Here is a 24,515-nt window from a genome sequence, read left to right as displayed (position 1 = left end):
AGGATTTTATCGGCTTTTTCTTTGTCGTTTTTTTCTTTCGATGTAAAGGGCATCAAGTGCGTCAATATCCTCTTGTTCAAGCAAGGATTCAATTGCCGCAGCCAGCTGTTTTGTCCGGGCGGGGCTTGCACCGCTTGTAGAGACTGAAATCGTCACTTTTCCTGCTTTGACAACCTTCGGCACCATCACATTACCGAGCTCAGATTGGCTCACACAATTCACGAGCTGGTGAGGCTGCGCTGTTTGTGCAATCCATTCATTTACCGAAGGGTCGTTTGTAGCAGCTACAATGAAAAACGCATCCTTCAAATCTTCAGCGCCCACCTTCTTTTCCTTCCAATTCAATGCGTATGTATCAATGAGGCACGCCATCTCTTCAGAAAGGTCAGGACTCACAACAGTTAGATGGCAAGGCTCCGTACACAATGTCTTTGCTCTTCTTAATGCAACAGATCCGCCGCCGGCGATGACCACTTGTTTATTGGTTAAATCAAGATGGACTGGAAGCATGGCTTTCTCCTCGGAAACGAAACGCATCGTCTTTGTTTAAAATGGTTTCTAGCACTCGTTCAATATAAGCCGCTTTGACATGCGGATGAAAGCCAATATACCGGCATACCCGGACATCTTTCAGCCGCTTTCTCGCCTGAGCGGCTTCACTTTCAATTTCTTTCATTAAAATCCCCGTAAACAGTAAGTAAGGAACGATATAAACAGGCCCATCGTCATCTTCTGATAACTGCGCGAGAACATCTCGATAATTTGGCTCACATGCTGTAATAAAACACGGAAGAACCTCTGCATGCGGAAGCAGGCTTCGGACATCGTCTGCAATGCCAAACACATCTCGCTTCACCTCCGGATCAGAACTCCCGCGGCCAATTAAAAGAATCCGAGCGCGCTCGCCTTGATATCCTGCTTCTTTAATTCTTGCGGCAACCGCTTTTGTTACTTCTTGATTCACCCCGATCGGCTTTCCATATGTGACCTTCACTTGCGGGAAACGCGCGCGCACTTTCTCAATTTCGACCGGGATATCCGATTTGGCATGCATGGCAGTTAAAAGGAGGAGCGGGACGATTGCAATGTGTGTCGCTCCTTTTTTCACACAGGCCTCAAATCCTTCTTCTATAGAAGGATCCGTCAGCTCTAAAAAACAAATTTCTTGTATATCTGCTTTCACTAACGGCATACAGCTTTTCATAAAAGAAATGGCCTTATCTTGTGCTTCTTTCACCCTGCTTCCATGCCCAACATAAAGGACAGCTTGTTTCATGCGGCTCCTCCCTCTCACTTGTTTTCATCAGACGAAAAGACACGATGTATGCACGTGTCTTTTCTCTACCATTCTCATTTCTCGATGAATGCGGGTTCAAACCAGTTCAGCTTTTGATGAAAATGAACGACATCTCCAACAACAATTAAACTTGGATGCTCGATCCCTTCTTTTTCAACAGTTTCAGACAGTGTCGCAACCGTGCAGCAAGTTGTCTTTTGCCTCGATGTGGTTCCCCAGTGTATAAATGCAGCGGGTGTTTCTGGGTCCCGTCCATTTTTTAAAAGCAGGCGCTGCACTCTTTCCACGTTTTTGACACCCATGTAAATCACAAGAGTATCAATCCCTGTAGCCAGCGCCTCCCACTTTTCTTCAAAATGTTCATCCTTTTGATAGTGGCCCGTGACAAAAGCAACATTTGAGCTGAATTCACGATGTGTCACAGGGATGCCCGCATAAGCAGCCGCTGCAATCCCAGAAGTAATTCCTGGGACGACCTCATACGGAATTCCGTGCTCAGCTAAGCATTCGATTTCTTCACCGCCGCGGCCAAAGACAAAGGGGTCGCCGCCTTTCAGCCGAACGACAACGTTCCCTTCCTTTGCATGAGCCACAAGCGCTTCATTGATGGCTTCCTGCCTCATTGTATGATGATTTGGCAGCTTGCCGCAATAAATCAATTCCGCCTCCGGTTTGGCATGGGCGAGAATTTCTTGATTGACAAGACGATCATATAAGATGACATCTGCCTGCTGTATCGCCTTATAGGCCTTTAATGTGATTAAATCTGGGTCACCGGGTCCAGCACCCACAATGTATACTTTCCCCATCTTGCTTTTCTCCCCCTGCCATCAGGCGATTATTTCGTTGTTCCTTTTACATAATCAACAAGACGCTGTTTAGATTCCTCACGGGATAATTCCCCTGTATCTAATACGAGCTCAGGCGCAGCAGGCTCTTCATACGGTGAATCGATTCCAGTGAAAAATGGAATTTCACCGTTTCTCGCCTTTTTATATAACCCTTTTGGATCACGCTCTTCACACACGTTCAGATCACATTTGACAAACACTTCGTGAAATTCTCCCTCTTCGACCAACTGTCTGACAGTGTGGCGGTCTTCCTGAAATGGAGAAATAAAAGCAGTGATGACAATCGTTCCTTGCTCCACAAATAATTTCGCCACTTCTCCGATCCGGCGGATGTTTTCTTTTCTGTCATCATCTGAAAACCCTAGATCTTTATTGAGTCCGTGCCGCACGTTATCGCCGTCAAGAACTGTGACTTGGTAGCCTTGTTCAAACAGCTCTCTTGCAGCTGCATTCGCGATCGTTGATTTACCTGACCCGCTTAGACCTGTAAGCCAGATAATGCCGCTCGTATGATTGTTTTTTTGTTGATATTCTTTTTTTGTAATAGATGAATCATGCCACACGATATGTTCGTTGCTCATGTCATACCCTCCCGTTAAGATACCGTCGTTTTTAATCCTTCGATTAATGTTTCAATGACTTCTTTTCGGCTGAACGTGCTTGGTGGTAATTCACCGTTTCTCAGCATTGTTCGAACCTTTGTACCTGAAAGAATGACATGCTCGCTTTTGTCGTGAGGACACGTTTTTGGAGTGGCCATCGCTTCACATGTATTACAGTAGAAGCTGTGTTCAAATTTTAATGGAGTAATGCCGATTTCTTCGCTTGTAAATTGATCAAATAGTTCCTGCGCCTCGTATGTGCCGTAATAGTCACCAACACCTGCATGATCTCTTCCGACAATAAAATGGGTGCAGCCATAATTTTTCCGTACTAGCGCATGAAAAATGGCTTCCTTTGGTCCAGCATAACGCATTGCAGCAGGAAAAACACCTAAAAAGACGCGGTCTTTTGGATAATAACCGTCCAATAACACTTGATAGCTTTTCATTCTTACATCTGCCGGGATGTCGTCAGATTTTGTTTCACCGACAAGAGGATTTAAAAATAAACCATCGACTGTTTCCAGTGCTGTTTTTTGAATATATTCATGAGCACGGTGAACCGGGTTTCTCGTTTGGAAACCAACAATGGTTTTCCAGCCGTTTTCTTGAAAATGACGTCTTGTTTCTTCTGGCTCATACGTAAATTGAGGGAATGGTTTTTCACTGCGTTTCGTCAGTGTAATTTTCCCGCCAATGTAAGTATCGCCGCGTTCAAATAATTTTTTCACGCCTGGATGATTGCGGTCATCTGTTTTATAGACATTCACCGCTTCTTTTTCCTTATCTGGTGTGTATTGATCCTCTACTTCAATGACCCCATATACAGTTCCATTGTAGGATAAGCGCACGATATCGCCTTGATGGATTTCCGCAGCCTTTTCTTTTGTCACTGGCAGTGTAATAGGAAGAGACCAAACGACACCACTTGCTAGCCGCATACTGCTTACAACTGCTTCATAATCAGCTTTTGTTAAAAACCCTTCAATTGGACTATATCCGCCAATTGCAATGAGTTCAAGGTCTGCAAAGGAAATCGCATCTAGTTCAATTTCCTTCGCAGCCGTGCTGAGATCATATTCTTCATTTACTCGATTAATTAATACGCCACCATGTGGTGTTAAACTCATTTGTTCATCTTCCTCTCAATGTTCATATTTATTAGATGTTAATAGTCGGATTTATGGTTAAATCCCGCCGCCCTGTTCATGAATAGAGCTGCTTTCATTTTTGACTGCTTTCATCAGACTCAGCGCACCAAGTGAGGCAAGCAGTACACTCATCATGATAAAGATAGAGTAATAGTCTCCTTTTAAGAAAAGGCTCACAAGCAAATACGATAGGCTGAGTGATAAGAAAGGTGAGACCACCCATACTTTCAGCATTTTTTTCACCACATGTTTGTGAAAAATGTTAGGCCCGCCTTTTGCCATTCCAAGCCCGATAATAGACGAGGAGGTGATTTGCGTAAGTGGAACGGGCAGCCCAAAAATAGAGCTGACGATGACAAGCCCGGCACCGGTACTCGAAAGTAAAATCCCTTCGCCTGTTTGATAGCGGGTAATTTTCTTTCCGTTTGTTTCCAGTACTCTTCTACCTAGCAAGAGGGCCCCTGCTGCGACAAAGATTCCGCCGTAAAGTGTTCCCTGCCCAACTGACAAAACGCCTGAAGCGACGAGTGGGCCGACGGCATTTGCCACATTGTTCATACCGGCTGAAAATGCCTCTAAAAATCCGCTGAGAATTAATACGATAGATAAAATAGCTGTGCCTTTTTTAGACAGCTTCCGTTTAGGGAACATTCTGATGATTTTGACGACAGCAAAGGTAAAAAGAAAGGCGAAAAGCGGGATGATGACCCAAAATGCCACAATCACTAAAATGGATTTCACAAACAAAACTTTATATGCGACTGCCACACCAACTACAGCCCCTACTGTGACCTCACTTGTTGATAAAGGAATCGCCATCAGATTTGCTATGAAAAGTGATAGTGCAGCAGAACCAATGATAATACAAACGATTTCAAGTGTAATGACTGATTCTGGCATAATACCAGAGCTGATCGTTTTGACGACCTCACCGCCGCCAATCACTGAACCTGCTAAAATCCCAACTGCACAAAAACTGAGCGCATAAATGGGCTTTTGAATGGCACCTGATCCATACGCAATGCCCATAGAAGCAGCTGCTCCGCTTGCGCCTATGTTTAAAGCAAAGAATAGACTAAATAAAATTGCGGCGATTTCCATACATTATGCTCCCTTACTCATGTAATCCGCACTCTGTCTTTGCTGTGCCTGACCATCTGCCAGAACGCAGATCATCTGCAGTAAATGCTGGCTGTGTACACGGTGCACAGCCGATACTTGGATATCCTTGGTCATGCAGCGGATTATAAGTAAGTTCCTCTCTAGATGCATATCTCCATATGTCCTTCCACGTCCAATGGATGAGGGGACATACTTTCACTGATTTGAATTTTTCATCCTTATTTAAGAAATTCGTCCCTGCTCGTTTTGGTGACTGCTCTCTTCTTAAACCAGAAAGCCATGCTGGATAACCAGATAAGGCTTCTTGCAAAGGAATGACCTTACGCATATGACAGCAGCTTTGAGGATCTGTTTTCCATAATTGATCACCGTGCTGCTCATTTTGCTGTTCAACCGTCAGCTCAGGCGTTTTCAGTACAATATCTAAGCCCGGATATCTTTCCTTTACCGCATCAATTGTGTCGTAAGTTTCTTTAAAATGCAGACCTGTATCTAAAAAGACAATTCTCGCATCTTTTTTTACTTTTGCAATCAGATCAATTAGAACGATGCCCTCAATCCCAAAGCTGCACGCATATACGAGCTGGTCACCATAATGACCGTACGCCCATTTCAGTACAGACAGGGCTCCTTTATACAAATCATCCTCTTGAAATGTAATGGACGGCTCTTGCCAATTTTCATAAGTTAACATGATTTCTCCCCTTCCGGAGTACCGCTCATATTGCTATTTTCCGCACTACTTTAATCTAATTTTTTCGTTTTTTTCCACTTGAATCACTTGACCGTCCTGAACAATTAACGTAATTGAACCGAATTTCATATCCCCAATCAGTTCTTGCATATGCTTTACTAAGTCCTCATCCTGATTTTGTTTCACTTCCATCTCCTCTTCCTCCTCACCGTTAAAATAAAAAAACTTTCTTTCAGTCCGAAAGAAAGATGAGGAAGCTCGCAATTTCCTTATCTTTCAAAATAGAATCATTTTGCAGGAAGTAGCACCTTGCGAATCGCAGGTTGCCGGGTTTCATCGGGCCAGTCCCTCCACCTCTCTGGATAAGAGTTTCAATTTGTCTTAAATATTAACACAATTCAAACAAAAGTCAACCCGACTTTATTGATAGGATTAGTTTTTATTAAAATTTGAGTCTATTTTACTATTTTTACCCAAATAAAAAAGCCGTGCGGGCAGGCACAGCTTTAAAATTGTTAACGATGGACTTTGACTTTTCAGACCGTTTCTTCCATCCAAGATTCAGAGGAAGGGTCTTGTCTCCAGCGTTTTAGTTTGTTCATCGCAGACGGCTCAATCGCTTTCAGTTCAAGTGCCACGTCTGTCAATGTGTCATAGTCTGTCAGGGTGACATATGGAATATTTTTTTCTTGAAAAGCGGCCGCTGCTTTTGGCAGTCCGTATGTGAAGATTGCGGCAACTCCTAGTACCTCGCAGCCCTCAGCTTGAAGAGCAGCAACCACTTCCAGCACACTGCCTCCTGTGGAAATAAGGTCTTCGACGACGACAACCTTTTGGCCTTTCGATACGGCCCCTTCAATTTGATTTCCTTTGCCGTGTACTTTCGGCTTACTTCTGACATAACACATCGGGATGTTCAAGCGGTCTGCTGCTAATGCCGCATGCGGAATGCCTGCTGTTGCAGTACCCGCGACAACCTCTGCTCCCTTGAAATGAGTGAGAATCAAATCTTTTAGACCTTCCGCAATGTCGTGTCTGACTTCTGGATATGATAATGTGAGGCGGTTATCACAATAGATCGGTGATTTTATACCGCTCGCCCATGTAAACGGTTCGTCTGGTTTTAATGAGACCGCTTTGATTTGTAATAGATGTTTCGCGATTTTTGATTTCATCTGGCAGTCACTCCCACTCTTTCAAAATTTGATGATAGGCTTCTATTGGTTTATCAGCTTTTGTGATTGATCTTCCGACAACAATTTGTGAAACACCTTGCTCTTTTGCATAGGCAGGTGTCGCCACACGCTTTTGGTCATCGGTTTGATCATTCGGTAAGCGAATCCCTGGCGTTACAGTGAGAAAAGAGGGTGAGATATGTTCATGAAGTGCTTTAGATTCATGAACAGAGCAAACAACCCCGTCCAGCCCACTTTCATATGCTAATTGTCCGTACCGGATCACAGTCTCTTGCAGCGGACGGTCAATGAGTAATTCGTTTCTCATCATGTCTTCTGACGTACTAGTCAGCTGGGTCACTGCAATAATGCCCGGACGGCTTTGTCCAGCAGGAGTCCCGCTTTCAAGTCCCTCTAATGCAGCCTGCATCATTCGTTTCCCGCCAGCAGCATGCACATTGACCAAATCAACGCCAAGTGCGGCAAGCCGGTTCATCGCTTTTTGCACCGTTGTTGGAATGTCATGTAATTTTAGATCGAGAAAAATGCGGCAATTTTTTTCTTTCAGCGCATCAAGGATGGCAGGTCCTTCTTGGTAAAACAGCTCCATGCCGACCTTCACAAATAATGGTGTCCCTTCAAAGAGATCTAAAAAGGCAAGCGCGTCCTGCCCTGATGGAAAATCAAGCGCGATGATGGGCAAGTGCTTCATGTTTCCAGCTCCTTCCGATACATTCCTCTACAGATGAATAACCATATGCTGCTAACACATTTGGCAATTCTTCAATGATTTCCGGGCAAATAAATGGATTCACAAAATTGGCTGTACCGACAGCGACTGCACTTGCACCTGCTAGTAAAAATTCAAGTACATCTTCAGCACTTTGCACTCCGCCCATCCCGATAATCGGAATAGAAACCGCTTGACTCACCTCATGCACCATACGTACAGCGACAGGTTTGACAGCTGGTCCTGATAATCCGCCTGTTTTATTGGCAAGGATGGGTTTCCCCGTTTTTAAATCTAAACGCATCCCAATTAATGTGTTAATCATAGTGAGTCCATCTGCTCCAGCAGCTTCAATCGCTTGAGCAATTTCTACAATATTGGCTACGTTAGGTGACAGCTTGACATAGACAGGTACGGAAGAGACTTTCTTGACTGCTTTTGTCAATGATGCTGCCATATTTGGATCTGTACCAAAGGCGATTCCGCCGGTTTTAACATTTGGGCAAGAAATGTTCAGCTCAAGGGCATGAACATTTTTTGCTTGGCTGATTTGCTTGGCTACTTCAACATAATCATCCACCTGTGAGCCAGCAACATTCGCAATAATAGGCGTATCAAACTGCTCGAGCCAAGGCAATTCATTTTCAAGCACACCTTTTAGACCTGGGTTTTGAAGGCCGATTGCATTGAGCATACCGGCTCCTGTCTCAGCTACCCTTGGAGTCGGATTGCCAAATCTCGGTTCAAGGGTTGTGGCTTTGATCATGATACCGCCCAGCAATGACAGGTCATATAAGGATGCAAATTCTCTCCCGAATCCAAAGCAGCCTGATGCAGGGATAATTGGATTCTTTAAAGATAATCCCGGTAACTCAACGTTTAGCATGACAATGCCACCTCCTCTGCTTTAAATACAGGTCCATCAAGACACACTTTGACGTAAGGTTTGTCGAGCTGATCGGTATGACAGACACATGCAAAGCAGGCACCAATCCCGCAGCCCATTCGTTCTTCCATCGAAATGTAGACAGGCTTATCAGGATACGTGTCTTTCAGCGCTTTTAGCATAGGTGTTGGACCGCAGGAAAGCAGCACATCAAAGCTCAGGTTTTGCTCTTTTATCACATCTGTTACAAAGCCTTTAGCACCGTATGTGCCATCAACCGTTGCAATAAACGTATCGCCGAGTGCTTGAAATTTTCCCTCGTAAAATACATCCTTTTTCGACTGAAAGCCGAGGACATGCTTTACGATGACGCCTTTTTTCGTTAAACGCTTGGACAGTTCATATAGAGGCGGTACGCCAATTCCGCCGCCGACTAGTAATGCCGTCTCTCCGGGCTTGACGACTGAAGGATCATACCCGTTTCCAAGCGGCCCTAATACATCGACTGATTCTCCCTCCCGCTTTTGGGAGAGGAGCTTTGTGCCCTCTCCCTCTGCGCGGTAAATGATGGTTGCTTCTTTTTGCTCGGCATGAATGTTGGCAATACTGATCGGTCTTCTCAGCAGCGGTGTCATCGATTCACTGACCTTTAGATGAAGAAATTGTCCAGCCGTTTGAAAGGAGTCCACAAGGTCACCTTGTAATGTCATTTCGTAAATATGATCAGCGATCTCTCGGTTCGAGACGACCGTCAAGTATGCTTTTTTCATATCGTTACTGTCACCTCAGCATTCGTTTTCACTTCTGGCATTTCATCCGCTCTAAATGTCATGCTCTCAAGCACTCTTAAAATGGCTTCTGCTGTATCTAGTGACGTTAAGCAAGCCACTCCGTTTTCAACAGATTCACGTCTAATTCTAAAGCCGTCTCTTGCCGGCTGTTTTCCTTTTGTTAATGTGTTGATCACGAATTGGGCTTCCCCGTTTCGAATAACATCAAGAAGATTTTTGCCTTCTTCTCCAATTTTGCCGACCACACTTGAAGGAATGGAGGCTTGTTTTAAATAATTCGCCGTTCCTTCTGTTGCTAAAATATGATAGCCGATCGAATGGAATCTTCTTGCGATCTCAAGTCCTTCTTCTTTATCCTTATCAGCCACTGTCAGAAGAACTGTTCCGTCATTAGGGATTTGAATGCCTGATGCAATCAATCCTTTATATAGGGCTTTTTCGATCGTGACATCTTTCCCCATGACCTCACCTGTTGATTTCATTTCAGGCCCGAGTGTAATATCCACTCTTCTTAATTTTGCAAAAGAGAAGACTGGAACTTTGACGTACACTCCTTCTTGCTCTGTATGAAGCCCTTCTTCGTAGCCATAATTTTTGAGCTTGTCTCCTAAGATGACTTTTGTCGCAAGGTTTGCCATCGGGATGCCTGTAATTTTACTTAAGAAAGGAACCGTCCGGCTTGATCTCGGGTTCACTTCAAGTACATACACTTCACCTTTTGATAGGACAAACTGAATGTTCAAAAGCCCAATAATGTTGAGTCCTTTTGCAAGCTTGATCGTGTATTCTGCGATCTTTGCTTTGATGTCCTCAGACAATGTTTGCGGCGGATAGACCGCAATCGAGTCACCAGAGTGAACTCCGGCTCTTTCAATGTGTTCCATAATGCCTGGGATTACGACAGTTTCTCCATCAGACACGGCATCTACTTCAATTTCTTTTCCTGTCAAATACTTGTCAATTAACACTGGATGCTGCGGGTTAACCTTCACCGCATTCTCCATGTAGTGAAGAAGCTCAGCTTCTTGATACACAATTTCCATCGCGCGGCCGCCTAATACATAGGAAGGACGGACAAGGACTGGGTAGCCGATTTGATTGGCAATCGCTACAGCTTCAGGCACAGACGTTGCTGTTTTCCCTTTAGGCTGCGGCACGCCGAGTGTTTCTAACGTTTGTTCAAACTTGTCCCGGTTTTCTGCGCGGTCTAGGTCTTCTAGAGAAGTTCCAAGAATTTTAACCCCTCTATTTGATAATTCATCTGCTAGGTTGATCGCCGTTTGTCCGCCGAACTGAACGACGACTCCTTCAGGCTGTTCAAGGTCGATGATATGCATGACATCTTCTACAGTGAGTGGTTCAAAGTAGAGCTTATCTGAAATACTAAAGTCTGTTGAGACCGTTTCAGGGTTGTTGTTTATAATGATCGCTTCATAGCCTGCTTGTTTAATTGCCCACACAGAGTGAACAGTCGCATAATCAAATTCAACCCCTTGTCCAATTCGGATAGGACCTGAACCTAATACGATAACGCTTTTCTTGTCTGTACGTTCTGATTCATTTTCATCTTCATATGTGCTGTAGAAATATGGTGTCTCTGATTCAAATTCTGCCGCACATGTATCCACCATTTTGTATACAGGTACAATGCCTGCTTCTTGTCTTAGCTTGTAGACATCCGCTTCGTTCATCTTCCACTCGCGGCTAATGTAGATATCTGAGAAGCCTTTTTCTTTCGCTTCTTTTAATACGTCTGTATTGCCTTTGTTTTCTTTTAATATCTTCTCAAAGGCGATGATGCCTTCCAGCTTATGAAGGAAGAAGTAATCAATTTTTGAGAATTCATGTATTTGTTCGACTGTATAGCCTCTTCTAAGCGCCTCAGCGATATAAAATAATCGTTCGTCTCCCGCTTTGATAATCCGTTTTTCAAGCACTTCATTTGTGATGTCTGCTTCATCTTTTAATTCAATGTGATGCACATCGGCTTCAAGTGAACGTACAGCCTTTAGAAGAGACTCTTCTAATGTGCGGCCGATCGCCATGACTTCACCAGTTGCCTTCATTTGCGTACCAAGACGTCTGTTCGCAGATTCAAATTTATCGAACGGCCAGCGCGGTATTTTTGAAACGATATAGTCAAGTGCCGGCTCGAAGGCTGCATAGGTTTTACCTGTGACTGGGTTCATCATTTCATCAAGCGTTAAGCCGACAGCAATTTTCGCTGCCAATTTGGCTATTGGATAGCCTGTCGCTTTCGACGCAAGCGCAGATGAACGGCTCACACGCGGGTTTACTTCGATGATATAGTATTGAAAGCTGTTTGGATCAAGTGCCAGCTGTACGTTACAGCCGCCTTCAATGCCAAGTGCACGGATCAGCTTAAGCGACACATTTCGAAGCAGCTGATATTCACGGTCACTTAACGTTTGGCTTGGGGCTACAACAATACTGTCACCAGTATGGATGCCGACAGGGTCAAAGTTTTCCATGTTACAAACAACGATTGCATGGTCACCGCTGTCTCGCATGACTTCATATTCAATTTCTTTAAAGCCTGCAATGCTTTTTTCAAGTAAGCATTGTGTGACTGGGCTTAGCTTCAGACCGTTTTCAACGATTTCCTTCAGTTCTTGCTCGTTTGTACAAATTCCGCCGCCTGTTCCGCCTAATGTATAGGCTGGTCTGACGATGACAGGGAAACCGATTTGATCTGTAAACGCCATCGCTTCTTCCAGGTTATGAATGATTTCACTTTCTGGTACTGGCTCATTTAGTTCATTCATTAAATTACGGAATAAATCTCTATCCTCTGCTTTTTGGATGGCTGACAGCTTTGTACCGAGTACTTCAACGCCGCATTCAGCTAATACGCCAAGCTCTGACAATTCAACAGCAAGGTTTAATCCAGTTTGCCCGCCAAGTGTTGGCAAGATCGCATCAGGGCGTTCTTTTCGAATGATTCGTGTTAAAAATTCTGGTGTCAGTGGTTCGATGTATACCTTATCAGCCATTTCTGTATCTGTCATGATGGTCGCAGGGTTAGAGTTCACAAGAACGACTTCATAGCCCTCTTCTTTTAGCGCTAAGCAAGCCTGTGTACCTGCATAGTCAAACTCCGCTGCCTGACCGATGATGATAGGACCTGATCCGATTACTAAAATCTTTTTGATGTCTACGCGTTTTGGCATACTTCTTCCCCTTCTTTCTCAGTCGTATGAATCATTTCCATGAACTGGTCAAATAAGTAGTTTGCATCTTCTGGACCCGGTGATGCTTCTGGGTGGTACTGAACAGTGAAAGCTGGTGCTTCTTTATGTTTTAATCCTTCAATCGTATTGTCGTTTAGGGCAATATGTGTGACTTCGAGCACGTCTTCGTTAATACTGCTAACCGTGTAGCCGTGGTTTTGAGACGTCAGTGTCACCTTGCCAGTTGCTAGTTCTTTCACCGGATGGTTTGATCCTCTGTGGCCAAATTTCATTTTTTCTGTGCTTGCACCGCATGCTAGAGCAAATAATTGATGTCCGAGGCATATACCAAAGAGCGGCACCTTTCCAATCAATTGCTGAATCATCTCAACGGCTTCCGGTACATCCACAGGATCTCCAGGTCCGTTTGAAAGCATGATGCCATCAGGCTTTAGCTGCAGCACTTCATCTGCAGTGATGTTGTATGGCACCACAATGACGTCGCAGTCACGTTTATTGAGCTCGCGCAAAATGCCGTGCTTCATGCCGAAATCGACAAGGACAATTCTTTTTCCTCTGCCTGGGCTTGGGTACGCATTTTTCACAGATACTTGACTCACTTGATCTGTTGGCAGCTGCAATGTTTGAAGGCGGCGGACAACGTCTTCTACTTGTTCATCAGGTCCTGCAAATGCCCCTCTTAAAGTCCCTGCACTTCGAATCATTCTAGTCAGCTTCCGTGTATCGATTCCGCTCAGCCCCGGAATGTTTTTCATTTTTAAATATTCATCGAGTGAATATGAAGAGCGCCAGTTTGAGGGCTTTTCACAAAGCTCTTTCACAATCAGCCCTTTCACAAACGGTGTGATCGATTCAAAATCGTCACGGTTAATGCCATAGTTGCCGATAAGCGGGTAAGTCAGTGTGACAATTTGTCCGCAGTATGATGGATCAGATAAAATTTCTTGATAGCCCGTCATCCCTGTATTAAAGACGACTTCTCCGACTGATGGTTCTAAGCTGCCAAAGCCTGTTCCTTCGAATACTGTTCCGTTTTCTAGCACTAAGCGTCTCTTCATTTTACTAGTCTCCCCTCTTCATAAACGACTTTCCCAGATGCAAGTGTCATGACCGGCCATCCTGATACAGTCAATTTGTCAAACGGTGTATTTTGCCCTTTAGATAAGAAGCTTGTTTTATCGATTGCCATTTCTTTGTTTAAATCAATGAGTGTGATATCAGCTATGTGCCCTTCTTCAAGCTTTCCGTATGGAAGAGAAAATGCTTCAGCTGGTTTGATTGTCATATAATCAACGAGTTCTTTTAATGTCCATTCGCCTGTTTTGACAAATCGTGTATACAGAAGCGGAAACGCAGTTTCAAGTCCCACAATTCCAAACGGGGCACGCTGCATCGTTTCGTTCTTTTCTTCTTCTGTATGCGGCGCATGGTCTGTTGCGATGAAATCAATCGTTCCATCTAACAGTCCCTCGATCAATGCCTCGCGATCCTCTTTTCCTCTGAGCGGCGGGTTCATTTTATAATTTGTATCAAGACCTGGAATGTCCGTATCACACAACAGCAGGTGATGCGGTGACACCTCAGCCGTCACACGGATGCCTGCTTTTTTTGCATCGCGTACGACCCGCACAGATTCTTTCGTACTGATATGACATACATGATAATGACAGTTCGCTGCTTCTGCTAAAAGAACATCTCTTGCAATATGCACCGATTCACAAATGGACGGTATTCCGTTTAACCCATTTGCTTTTGAAAATTCTCCTTCATGAACGCACCCGCCGTAAATGAGCGAGTTATCTTCACAGTGCGCCACAATCGCTTGATCAAGACTTGCTGCCTTTTTCATCGCTTCGTACATCATGCCTGCTGTTTGGATGCCGACACCGTCATCTGTAAAGGCAAAGGCGCCTGCTTCTTTTAGTGCTGCAAAATCCGTCATTTCTTCCCCAATTTGTCTCGTTGTGATGGAGGCGTATGGCAGCACTCTTACAGATGAAGTCTCTTCGATTCGATTCATGAGCCATTCCATTTGCTCTTTTGTATCTGGAACCGGCCTTGTATTCGGCATCGCTGCAATCGTCGTATATCCGCCTCTTGCGGCTGCTTTAGAGCCTGTTTCAATCGTTTCCTTTTTCTCTCCGCCTGGCTCTCTTAAATGCACATGCAGATCGATCAAGCCTGGTGATACAAATAGCCCTGCTGCATCAATAACCTCTTCTCCGTCTTCTCTTTCTAAGTGACCAATCGCTTGAATCACTTCTCCTTTTACCCTAATATCCTGCTGCACCCTTTCGCCTGTGCTTGTTAAGATAAAACCGTTTTTAATGAGATATGACATAGACAGAATCTCTCCCTTTTTGATGTAGTGTGCTATTTTGAAAAGCTCTTTTTAATACGGCCATTCGGATATAAACACCATTTTCCATTTGTTTGAAAATCCTTGACTGCTTGGACTCTACTAATGAATCATCTATTTCAACACCTCTGTTTACTGGTGCTGGATGCATAATAATCGCGCGTTCTTTCATTTTGTTTGCTCTGTCTACTGTTAATCCATAAGTTGATAAGTAATCTTCACTGCCCATTTTTTCAGCGTGCCGTTCATGCTGGATTCTAAGTAGCATCACCACATCAGATTGTGCGATGGCTTCATCTACTTGGACATACGTTCCGTGAGGGTTTTGTTCATCCTGGAAGGAGGCAGGCCCTGAAAAGAGGACTGTCGCTCCCAGCCTTGAGAGAACCTCAGCATTAGATCTTGCCACCCTGCTATGTTTGATGTCTCCATGAATCGAAATCGTTAAGCCTTCAAAGCCGCCAAACTCTTCAAAGATGGTCATGAGGTCAAGCAGTGATTGGGTTGGATGCTGTCCGCAACCATCTCCTGCATTGATGATGGGAATTCCAACCTTCCCGATCAGCTCGTTATAATATTCATCTGTGCTGTCTCTGATCACACATGCCTTTACTCCGATCGATTCGAGTGTTTTTACCGTATCGTAAAGTGTTTCGCCTTTTTGAACGGAGGTGCTTGCTGCATCTAAGCTCAGGACATTCATCCCTAGTTTCTTCTCAGCTACTTCGAAGCTAAAACGTGTTCTTGTGCTTGGTTCAAAGAAAAGGTTTGCCACAAATTCTCCGGCTAATCCATGTTCTTGTTTCCCCTTTTTGAGTGCAGCTGCTTCTTCAATCAGCTGTAAGATCTCTTCTTTTGATAAGCTGCTCATTGTCGATAAATCATTCATTTTTTCTTCCCCCTCTAGTTTTTCATCACTTTCAGGTTCAAAAAAACCCTAAGCCTCGGCAGCTTAGGGTTCTCCAAAAGAAGCAGCGGCACTTTTGTGCATTCCGCTCCATTTAGAACCCTTGTCAGCCTCACTGGACTTCTTTTAAAAGGTTTTCTGTATTTGATTCATTTGAGTTGTCATCTTCTGCTTTTTGATGCGGCAGGATCAGATTTAACAGGACACCCGTAATCGCAGCAAGTGCCATTCCAGATAGGGTGAGATTGATTTGTTTCACCTCAATGAATGCCCCGCCAATCCCAATGACTAGGATGACTGATGCGATAATGAGATTACGCTTTTCTTCAAAATTCACTTTATGATCAATCAGAATTCTCAGGCCGCTTGAAGCAATGATTCCAAAGAGCAGGAACGAAACGCCTCCCATCACCGCGGACGGCACTGTACTGATTAATGCTGAAATTTTTCCTACAAAACCGAAGCAGATCGCAAACACGGCTGCTCCGCCGATGACGAAGATACTGAACACTCTTGTGATGGCTAGTACGCCAATGTTCTCTCCATAAGTTGTTGTTGGTGGTCCGCCAATAAGTGAAGCGAAGATCGTCGCCGCACTGTCTCCTAAAATGGAACGGTGAAGACCTGGTTTTTTAATAAAATCTTGTCCTACGACCTTACTTAACACCACTTGGTGGCCGATATGCTCAGACATTGTGACAAAGGCTACCGGCACCATCACTGTGAGAATGCTTAAGGTCACAGCAGGTGTATAGTCGACAAATGGCACGACGAAGTCTGGTACAGCAAACCATTTTGCGTCAATGACCGGCTGGAAGTTCACGATGCCTTGTGTTAAGGCAAAGAGATAGCCGCTGATGATGCCGATTAATACTGGGATTAAGCTAAGGAATCCTCTTAGGAAAATCATACTGATAATGGTGACAGCCAGTGTGAAGCCAGCGACCATTAAGTGCTTGAGGCTGTAAACAAGCTCGGTTGCATTCGGATCAACATACATCGCCATGTTGACTGCTGTTCCAGCGAGTCCGAGTCCGATGACCATAATGACTGGTCCTACGACCACCGGCGGCAGAAGCTTCATCAGCCAGCCTGTGCCGAGCCATTTAATGAATAGGGCGATGAGTGCATAAGCGACACCCGCCATGAAGGCGCCAACCATTGCGGCTCCAGGGCCGCCTGTTGCTTTCACATTCAGTATGGGGGCGATGAAGGCAAAGGACGATCCAAGATACGCCGGAATTTGTCCTCTTGTGATGATTAAGTAAACAATCGTTCCCACTCCGCTTGAGATGAGCGCGACGGCTGGACTCATATCAATGATTTTTGGTACAAGAATGGTCGCACCAAACATCGCAAACAAATGCTGCAGGCTAAGTGACAGCCATGTGAATGGTTTTGGGATATCTCGAATGCCTAAATTGGCTTTTTGTTGACTCATGATTTTCCTCCTAGATGTGTCCTTTTTCATTAAAAAAGCCTCTTTGCGAGTATGCGCAAAGAGGCCTAGATAAACCGGACACGTCATGTAAGCCGTGTACTCGGTTTCTCTGTTATTGCCCTCTTTGCAAACTCTCTGGAATGCATTTAAAAAGGTTATTTTTCATATATAGCGACAAGGTCGTTTTGATCTACTTCATTGAGCTGAACCATGACTGTCTCTGCTTTTGAAGTCGGAATGTTTTTCCCGATATAATCCGCTCGAATCGGCAGCTCCCGGTGTCCTCGGTCGACAAGCACAGCCAGTTGAATGGAAGATGGTCTTCCTACATCCACAAGGGCATCCATAGCTGCTCTCACGGTTCTGCCTGTAAATAGGACATCGTCAACAACAATGAGTGTTTTGTCATTAATGTCAGCTGGTATATCTGCACCCTTTACAAGCGGGTCTTGGTTGTCTGTCTTTTTTGTCAGGTCATCACGGTATAGCGTAATATCAAGTTCACCCACAGTGACTGGATTCCCTTCAATTTGCTCGATGCGCTCTGCAAGGCGCTTAGCAAGATGTATGCCTCTTGTCTTGATCCCGGCAAGGATGACATCCTTCATCCCTTTGTTGCGCTCAATCATTTCATGTGCAATTCGGGTAAGCGCTCGTCTAATCGCTTGTTCATCAAGAATGACTGCTTTTTGTTCCATCTATTACACCTCTTTTTGACAAATAAAAAGCCCCTTCTGCAAAGGGCAGAGAGGGGCGTTCATTTGTGCATACGCCTGCACAAATTGATCCGTTATCCTTCTCAGCCTCTCTGGACTGTTTTAAAGAATCTCAATTTCTTCGTTTATTATTTCAGAAAAAGAACGGCCTGTCAATCGTTATTTCTTAATGAATCAATAAAAGCCTGCATATCAGCTGGAATTGGTGCTGTGAACTCGATATATTCTCCTGTTCTAGGATGATCAAATCCTAAAACACCTGCATGCAGCAGCTGTCCATTAAAATCGACTGTTTTTCTCGGCCCATATTTCGGATCTCCTGCAAGAGGGTAGCCGATATATTTCATATGAACACGAATTTGGTGTGTTCTTCCCGTTTCAAGACGGCATTCAACAACCGTGAAGTCTTTAAAGCGTTCAATCACATCAAAGTGAGTAACGGCCTGTTTTGCATTTTCTTTTGTGACCGTCATGCTTTGGCGGTCTTTTTTGTCTCTGCCAATTGGGGCATCAATTGTGCCTGTATCATGCTGGATAATACCGTGGACAACAGCTGTATACTTTCTAGTGACAGTTTTAGCCACCAGCTGATTAACGAGTGACTCATGTGCCATATCGTTTTTTGCGACCATCAACAGCCCAGACGTATCTTTATCAATTCGGTGGACAATTCCAGGACGCATCACACCGTTAATCCCTGATAAGTCTTTGCAATGTGCCATCAGTCCATTTACAAGTGTTCCTGAGACATGACCCGGCGCTGGATGAACGACCATTCCTCGTGGTTTATTTACGACTAACACATCTGCATCCTCATAATAAATATCAAGATCCATTGGTTCTGCTTCTACATCTAGCGCTTCCGGATCTGGAATCTCCACTTTGATTTGATCCCCAGCTTGTACTTTGTAATTGGCCTTTACTTGTTTCCCGTTTACTTCGATCAGCCCATCTTTTACCCATTGCTGGACTTGGGTTCTTGACCATTCTGGTTCTGTCGTGCTTAGAAATTTATCTAGCCGTTCACTCGTTTGTTCTTCTGAAACGGCAATATTTACTTGATTCATGTAGTTGACTCCTTATTTTTCTTTCCATCTAACAGCATTTGAATGAAGAGCAGAATAACCCCTACACAGAGAGAAGAATCTGCAATATTAAAGATTGGGTAGTGATAATCCCCAAATACGAAATGAGCAAAATCAACCACTTCCTGACGGAAAATACGGTCGATAAAGTTTCCGATCGCTCCGCCAAGCATTAAGGCCAGCGCTACTCCCAGCAGCTTGTCCTTTTGTCCATGTTTTTGTAAGTAATAAACAATTCCCGCAATAACAACGAGTGTGATCACATAGAAAAACCACATTTGCCCTTGGAGAATTCCCCATGCGGCTCCTGAATTTCGGTGAGACGTGATATAAAAGAATCCATCAATTACTGGAACAGAATCACCGAGCATCATATTTTTGACAATGAGCCATTTTGTTAATTGGTCTAAACAAATGATAACGAATGCGATTATGTAATAGAACACACACGTTCCTCCATCTTCATACTTTGATCTTTAAGCATTTTATCAAGAAAACAGGAAGGAGTAAAGAAACTTTAGTTGACAGACAAAAACCTCCCTACATGTGGAAGGCTTCAAAATGAGAATCATTTGATTCGGAAGGATAAGGAGTGAATGCTTTTTTCTCGTATTGCTTATGATATAAAAAGTCGTCAGCCGTGCGGGCGGTAGGAAGAATGCTCATTTGTTCAAGCGGAATCATATTACCTGTCGCCTCACATATGCCATAGGTCCCTTGTTCGATCTTTGCAATAGCGAGAGACACATCTTGCAGCTCTTCTTTGATGTGATAAAGAAGTGTGGTCGTTTTAACGTCATTCAACGAGACATGCTCAGCGGGTGAACGAAATGATGCGTATTCAAACAGTTTAGATTGCAGCTCTTCTTTTATTTGAAGGAGTTCCGTGTAAATCGTCTCTAGATCGCCATTCATGTCGCTATTTCAACTCCTGCCCTGTCGTGATAATCATATTGTTGCCCTGCCTGGTTACTTTAAAGCCATAAGATTTTTCCTTTCGTTCTAAACGCTGTCATTTTCTCAAAAAAGAAAACGCCCCGCATATGACGGGGCGCCAGCTTGTGATTATCGCACTGTTAATTTTGGTAATATTTCTCCACGATTTCAGCATTTTTCAGCGACAATGTTGGGTATTTCGGATTTGCACCAACATCTTTTGAAATAATGCGGGAACGTTCGCACAGTTCTCCTTCTGCTTTTTGAACCACAATTCTTCCTGATGTATATTCAGGCGCCGATGTATCTGCATGCTGCTTATCCTCTACCGTTAATTCAGAGATGATAAAGAGCTGCTTCACATCTTCTTTAATGGATGCAAGAAGGTTTTTCACTTCGTCTGTCGCATAAAGCGTCACACTTGCTTCAAGTGAACGTCCGATGACTTTCTCATTACGCGCAATCTCTAGCGCTTTCAGCACATCGTCACGTACCTCCATAAAGCGGTCAAACTTCGCTTCTGTCGCTTCAGCTTGAGGAACTGCCACACCTTCTGGCATATCTGTTAACTGAACACTTGGCTCTTCAACAAAGCTTAAGTGGCTCCATAATTCATCTGCTGTATGCGGAAGAATTGGTGCAGTCAGCTTCACTAATGTCATTAATGTTTCGTAGAAGACAGTCTGCATGCTGCGGCGGTCTGGGTGATCCGCATGCTCAATGTAGACGACATCCTTTGCAAAATCGAGATAGAAAGAGCTGAGCTCAATCGTACAGAAATTGTGAATCGCATGATAGACGACCGCAAATTCGTAATCATCATAAGCTTTTTTCACTTTATCAATCAATTTGTTTAATTTGATCAAGATGTATTGGTCCACTTCGCGAAGCTCTTCTACTGGCACAGCATTTACTGCTGGATCAAAGTCAAATAGGTTTCCATGCAGGAAGCGGAATGTGTTACGGATTTTACGATAGACTTCTGCTACTTGTTTCAAAATATCATCAGACACTGGATGATCGGCTTGATAGTTGACAGAAGATACCCAAAGTCTAAGAATTTCTGCACCGAGCTGCTTCGCAACCTTCGTTGGGTCAATCGTGTTGCCTAATGATTTACTCATCTTACGTCCTTCTTTATCAAGCGTAAAGCCGTGGCTTAGGACACCTTTATACGGTGCTTTTCCAGTGACAGCAACTGCTGTTGATAAAGAGGAGTTAAACCAGCCGCGATATTGGTCAGAGCCTTCAAGGTAAAGATCTGCCGGACGGACTAGGTCATCTCTTTCTTCTAAAACGGCTTGGTGAGAAGAACCGGAATCAAACCATACATCCATGATGTCCTGCTCTTTAGTGAATTCACCATTCGGGCTGCCTGGATGTGTAAAGCCTTCTGGCAATAGCTCTTTCGCTTCTTTTTCAAACCAAATATTCGAGCCATGCTCTCTAAATAATTGAGATACATGCTGGATGGTTTCGTCTGTGATGATCGGCTCACCATTTTCTGCATAAAACACCGGAATTGGAACGCCCCATACACGCTGTCTTGAAATGCACCAGTCACCTCTGTCACGCACCATATTGAACAGGCGTGTTTCACCCCATGCTGGAACCCATTTCGTTTCTTTAATATTGTCTAATAACGCTTCTCTAAAATCTTTAATGGATGCAAACCACTGAGCTGTCGCACGATAAATCGTTGGTTTTTTCGTTCTCCAGTCATGCGGATAGGAGTGCGTGATAAAGTCGAGCTTCTTCAGCGCGCCTTTTGCTTCAAGCTGTTCTGTGATGGCTTTATTGGCATCCTCGTAGAATAGTCCTTCAAAACCAGGTGCCTCATCTGTCATCACACCTTTTTCATCTACTGGACAGAGCACATCAAGACCGTATTTCATACCGACAATAAAGTCATCTTCCCCGTGGCCTGGTGCAGTGTGAACACAGCCTGTTCCTGCATCAGTTGTCACGTGATCGCCAAGCATCACAAGAGAATCTCTACCATAGATTGGATGCTCTGCAACGATGTTGTCTAATTCTTTTCCTTTTAGCGTTTTCACCACTTCATACTCTTCAAAGCCGAGTGTTTTTACTACTTGTTCAACAAGTTCAGATGCAACGACATAACGCTCATCACCGACTTGAAGAACACTGTACTCTAAGTTCGGATGAACACAAATGCCAAGGTTTGCAGGAAGCGTCCAAGGTGTTGTTGTCCAGATAATGAATTGTTCGCCGTTTTCAAGAACGCCTTTGCCATCTTTTACTTTAAACGAAACGTAAATGGATGGTGAACGTTTGTCTTTATATTCAATTTCCGCTTCAGCAAGAGCTGATTCACTTGAAGGAGACCAGTTAACTGGCTTCAGTCCTTTGTAGATATAGCCTCTCTTCGCCATTTCACCAAAGACAAGAATTTGCTGCGCTTCGTATTCAGGCTTTAATGTGACATATGGATTGTCCCAGTCTGCTCTGACGCCTAAGCGCTTAAACTGATTGCGCTGACCTTCAATTTGCTTCCAAGCATACTCCTCGCATAGTTTGCGGAATTCTGCTGTAGACATTTCTTTGCGTTTTACTTTTTTATTTTTAGTAAGAGCTGTTTCAATTGGCAGCCCGTGTGTATCCCAGCCCGGTACGTACGGAGCATGGTACCCGTTCATTGATTTAAAACGGACGATAAAATCTTTTAGGATTTTATTGAGTGCATGCCCCATATGAATGTCACCATTCGCATATGGAGGCCCATCATGCAAAATAAACGTTGGGCGTCCTTTTGTCCGCTCTAAAACCATTTGATAGATGTCTTTCTCAGCCCACTCCTCTTGGATTTCAGGCTCTTTGTTCGGCAAGTTCCCTCTCATCGGGAATTCTGTTTTCGGCATTAATAAGGTGTCTTTGTAGTTCATACCCATTCCTCCACATGCAAATTCTGATTAAAAAACAATAAAAAAAGCCCTCTCATCCCATAAGGGACGAGAAGGCTTGTCTCGCGGTACCACCCTTTTAGACAAGCGATATGAAAGAGCCGCTTATCCACTCTAAAATCGTAACGTGATCAGACGCCTTTTCTTACTGTTTTTTTCAGAAAAGGAACTAAAGGGGTGATCTCATTGCAGCGTCTCGTAATGTCAGGCTTCCACCATCCCTGATTCGCTTTATTACGCATGTGACAGCTGCGAGTGTCCCTTTCAAACGTTTATCTCTTGTTAATTTATGATGGTATTATATGCAACATGAGCACGTCATGTCAAGATGATGCGCTTATTCTTTTTCATCAAAGACAGCGTCTACTTCATATTCCAGTAAATGATCCCAATCGTCATTTTTCAGAAGATCAAGCTGCGCTTCGATGAGCATTTGGAAACGAGTTCTAAAGACCTTCGACTGTTTCTTCAGCTCTTCGATTTCCATTGCAATTTTTCTTGATTTTGACAGCGCTTCGTTGATAATACGGTCTGCATTTTTCTCTGCTTCACGAATAATCAATTTTGCTTCTTTATCCGAATGGCGCTTTACGTCTTCTGCTGCTTCCTGCGCCACAAGAATCGATTTGTTTAATGTCTCTTCAATTGTTGCAAAATGACCTAGTCTTTCGTCAAGCTCGTTTACTTTGTCTTCAAGCTCATTCTTTTTACGAAGTACGATCTCATAGTCTTTACGTACTTGGCTTAAAAACTCGTTTACTTCATCTTCATCATAGCCGCGAAAGCTTTTTGTGAACGTTTTATTATGAATATCATTAGGTGTTAATGGCAACCTCGCCACCTCCAGATTCAAGTTCGTTATGTCAGAAGCTCAAATGTTACTTTGAACTTATCTTTTTTGGTCTTCCCATCAATCGTTTTGAGGCTAAAGCGGCCAAATCCCCGAACAGAGAGCTGATCGCCTTCACCGATTGTAAAAGAAGGGTCCTCTGTGACTTTCCAATTGACTTTGACAAGCCCATTTTTGACTAAAAGCTGTGCTTTTTGCCGAGACTGACGGCTGACAGCAGCACATACAGCATCAAGCCGAAGTGAAGAAATGGTATCTTCTTTGATATCAGTCTTCGTGATCACTGGCTTTATTTCTGCCTGCGTGATTTCCTCTAATGAAACGCTTGCTCTGCCGACATGAGTCAGCTGCGCCCGCACAAAATCGGCGACATCACTTGTACAAATAAACTGCACATCTTCCTCTGAAAATAATAGATCTCCGAATTTTTGACGCTTCAAGCCTGTCCCAATCAATGAGCCGAGAAGCTTCGGGTGTTCTAAAGAAATAAACTTTTTCGCATAGTTCACCTGAAAATATGACAGCTCAACATCTTGAATAGAAGGTTCTAAATAATCAGGATAAATGAGGGCTCTTTTGCGCTCCGCTCCCTCATACCCGCCAAAAAACATGATCCCAAGTTCTTCGCCATGCTGGATGACGGACTCAGTAATAAATTGCTCACGCGGATCGAGGAAATCTGTTAATTTCATTCGATATTGGTCGAGTGCGATTTTTTTCCAGCCTAACACTTGGTCGACAAATGGCTGTTCGTCTTTTCTAAAATGCTGATAGATATCGCTCATT

At 43.9% G+C, this 24,515-nt stretch carries 24 protein-coding genes, 1 riboswitch and 1 other annotated feature; all 24 genes read right to left on the bottom strand.

All coding sequences use genetic code 11. The annotated features are described in order from the left end of the window. Positions 1-6: 6 nt before the first annotated feature. Positions 7-510 carry a bifunctional precorrin-2 dehydrogenase/sirohydrochlorin ferrochelatase gene (locus MHH61_RS16820; protein ID WP_120207075.1) on the bottom strand — a complete coding sequence of 168 codons (504 nt, stop codon included), beginning with the start codon at positions 508-510 and terminating at the stop codon, positions 7-9. Continuing rightward, complete coding sequence (locus MHH61_RS16815; RefSeq protein WP_087978864.1) at positions 491-1,276, bottom strand: sirohydrochlorin chelatase; 786 nt, start codon at positions 1,274-1,276, stop codon at positions 491-493. The genes MHH61_RS16820 and MHH61_RS16815 overlap by 20 nt, the downstream gene beginning before the upstream one ends. A gap of 74 nt (positions 1,277-1,350) precedes the next feature. Next, entirely contained in the window at positions 1,351-2,106 is a 756-nt protein-coding gene (gene cobA / locus MHH61_RS16810; protein WP_125586824.1) for a uroporphyrinogen-III C-methyltransferase, read from the bottom strand. Between the two features lie 29 nt (positions 2,107-2,135). Beyond that, on the bottom strand, positions 2,136-2,729 hold the full coding sequence (cysC, locus tag MHH61_RS16805) for an adenylyl-sulfate kinase (RefSeq protein ID WP_024424221.1): 594 nt from the start codon (positions 2,727-2,729) through the stop codon (positions 2,136-2,138). A 14-nt stretch (positions 2,730-2,743) separates the two neighbouring features. Continuing rightward, positions 2,744-3,880, bottom strand: a complete 1,137-nt coding sequence (gene sat / locus MHH61_RS16800; RefSeq protein ID WP_125586826.1) for a sulfate adenylyltransferase — start codon at positions 3,878-3,880, stop codon at positions 2,744-2,746. Between the two features lie 57 nt (positions 3,881-3,937). Beyond that, positions 3,938-5,002 (bottom strand): inorganic phosphate transporter, encoded by a 1,065-nt coding sequence (locus MHH61_RS16795; RefSeq protein ID WP_025092551.1) that lies wholly within the window; start codon positions 5,000-5,002, stop codon positions 3,938-3,940. Positions 5,003-5,015: 13 nt separating this feature from the next. After that, a complete protein-coding gene (locus tag MHH61_RS16790) occupies positions 5,016-5,717 on the bottom strand; it encodes a phosphoadenylyl-sulfate reductase (protein WP_024424224.1) in 702 nt (233 codons plus the stop codon). A gap of 45 nt (positions 5,718-5,762) precedes the next feature. Further along, positions 5,763-5,909: a YezD family protein gene (locus tag MHH61_RS16785; protein WP_073205135.1), complete on the bottom strand. Its 147-nt coding sequence runs from the start codon at positions 5,907-5,909 to the stop codon at positions 5,763-5,765. Between the two features lie 74 nt (positions 5,910-5,983). After that, positions 5,984-6,086, bottom strand: a riboswitch (SAM riboswitch). A gap of 167 nt (positions 6,087-6,253) precedes the next feature. Beyond that, the gene (gene pyrE / locus MHH61_RS16780) at positions 6,254-6,892 is read right to left on the bottom strand and encodes an orotate phosphoribosyltransferase (protein ID WP_125586828.1); all 639 of its coding nucleotides are present in this window, start codon (positions 6,890-6,892) and stop codon (positions 6,254-6,256) included. 7 nt (positions 6,893-6,899) lie between these two features. Continuing rightward, on the bottom strand, positions 6,900-7,604 hold the full coding sequence (pyrF, locus tag MHH61_RS16775; protein WP_125586830.1) for an orotidine-5'-phosphate decarboxylase: 705 nt from the start codon (positions 7,602-7,604) through the stop codon (positions 6,900-6,902). Next, positions 7,576-8,508 carry a dihydroorotate dehydrogenase gene (locus MHH61_RS16770; protein WP_024424227.1) on the bottom strand — a complete coding sequence of 311 codons (933 nt, stop codon included), beginning with the start codon at positions 8,506-8,508 and terminating at the stop codon, positions 7,576-7,578. The genes pyrF and MHH61_RS16770 overlap by 29 nt, the downstream gene beginning before the upstream one ends. Next, positions 8,502-9,278 carry a dihydroorotate dehydrogenase electron transfer subunit gene (locus MHH61_RS16765; protein ID WP_125586832.1) on the bottom strand — a complete coding sequence of 259 codons (777 nt, stop codon included), beginning with the start codon at positions 9,276-9,278 and terminating at the stop codon, positions 8,502-8,504. Before MHH61_RS16765 ends, MHH61_RS16770 begins: the two co-directional genes overlap by 7 nt. Next, entirely contained in the window at positions 9,275-12,490 is a 3,216-nt protein-coding gene (gene carB, locus MHH61_RS16760; protein ID WP_169510837.1) for a carbamoyl-phosphate synthase (glutamine-hydrolyzing) large subunit, read from the bottom strand. Before carB ends, MHH61_RS16765 begins: the two co-directional genes overlap by 4 nt. After that, positions 12,475-13,569, bottom strand: coding sequence for a carbamoyl phosphate synthase small subunit (locus MHH61_RS16755; protein WP_024424230.1), 1,095 nt, complete (start codon positions 13,567-13,569; stop codon positions 12,475-12,477). The genes carB and MHH61_RS16755 overlap by 16 nt, the downstream gene beginning before the upstream one ends. Then, complete coding sequence (locus tag MHH61_RS16750; RefSeq protein ID WP_125586835.1) at positions 13,566-14,852, bottom strand: dihydroorotase; 1,287 nt, start codon at positions 14,850-14,852, stop codon at positions 13,566-13,568. Before MHH61_RS16750 ends, MHH61_RS16755 begins: the two co-directional genes overlap by 4 nt. Next, positions 14,836-15,759 carry an aspartate carbamoyltransferase catalytic subunit gene (locus MHH61_RS16745; RefSeq protein ID WP_024424232.1) on the bottom strand — a complete coding sequence of 308 codons (924 nt, stop codon included), beginning with the start codon at positions 15,757-15,759 and terminating at the stop codon, positions 14,836-14,838. The genes MHH61_RS16750 and MHH61_RS16745 overlap by 17 nt, the downstream gene beginning before the upstream one ends. A gap of 130 nt (positions 15,760-15,889) precedes the next feature. Continuing rightward, positions 15,890-17,218 (bottom strand): solute carrier family 23 protein, encoded by a 1,329-nt coding sequence (locus tag MHH61_RS16740; RefSeq protein ID WP_025092549.1) that lies wholly within the window; start codon positions 17,216-17,218, stop codon positions 15,890-15,892. A 155-nt stretch (positions 17,219-17,373) separates the two neighbouring features. Continuing rightward, complete coding sequence (gene pyrR, locus MHH61_RS16735; protein ID WP_024424234.1) at positions 17,374-17,916, bottom strand: bifunctional pyr operon transcriptional regulator/uracil phosphoribosyltransferase PyrR; 543 nt, start codon at positions 17,914-17,916, stop codon at positions 17,374-17,376. Positions 17,917-18,086: 170 nt separating this feature from the next. Next, complete coding sequence (locus MHH61_RS16730; protein ID WP_024426940.1) at positions 18,087-19,001, bottom strand: RluA family pseudouridine synthase; 915 nt, start codon at positions 18,999-19,001, stop codon at positions 18,087-18,089. Then, on the bottom strand, positions 18,998-19,465 hold the full coding sequence (lspA, locus tag MHH61_RS16725) for a signal peptidase II (protein ID WP_024424236.1): 468 nt from the start codon (positions 19,463-19,465) through the stop codon (positions 18,998-19,000). The genes MHH61_RS16730 and lspA overlap by 4 nt, the downstream gene beginning before the upstream one ends. A 94-nt stretch (positions 19,466-19,559) precedes the next feature. Beyond that, the gene (locus MHH61_RS16720) at positions 19,560-19,934 is read right to left on the bottom strand and encodes a hypothetical protein (protein WP_039178384.1); all 375 of its coding nucleotides are present in this window, start codon (positions 19,932-19,934) and stop codon (positions 19,560-19,562) included. Between the two features lie 161 nt (positions 19,935-20,095). Continuing rightward, positions 20,096-22,861: an isoleucine--tRNA ligase gene (gene ileS, locus MHH61_RS16715; RefSeq protein ID WP_107163627.1), complete on the bottom strand. Its 2,766-nt coding sequence runs from the start codon at positions 22,859-22,861 to the stop codon at positions 20,096-20,098. A 59-nt stretch (positions 22,862-22,920) separates the two neighbouring features. Beyond that, positions 22,921-23,155 (bottom strand) — a binding site (T-box leader). 61 nt (positions 23,156-23,216) lie between these two features. Beyond that, positions 23,217-23,711, bottom strand: a complete 495-nt coding sequence (locus MHH61_RS16710; protein WP_008344947.1) for a DivIVA domain-containing protein — start codon at positions 23,709-23,711, stop codon at positions 23,217-23,219. Positions 23,712-23,737: 26 nt separating this feature from the next. After that, the gene (locus MHH61_RS16705) at positions 23,738-24,514 is read right to left on the bottom strand and encodes an RNA-binding protein (RefSeq protein WP_075623003.1); all 777 of its coding nucleotides are present in this window, start codon (positions 24,512-24,514) and stop codon (positions 23,738-23,740) included. Between the last annotated feature and the right edge of the window lies 1 nt (position 24,515).

The organism is Bacillus sp. FSL K6-3154 (genome assembly GCF_040869395.1).
Classification (GTDB): Bacteria; Bacillota; Bacilli; order Bacillales; family Bacillaceae; genus Bacillus; species Bacillus safensis.
This window is presented reverse-complemented; position numbering and strand designations above follow the sequence as displayed.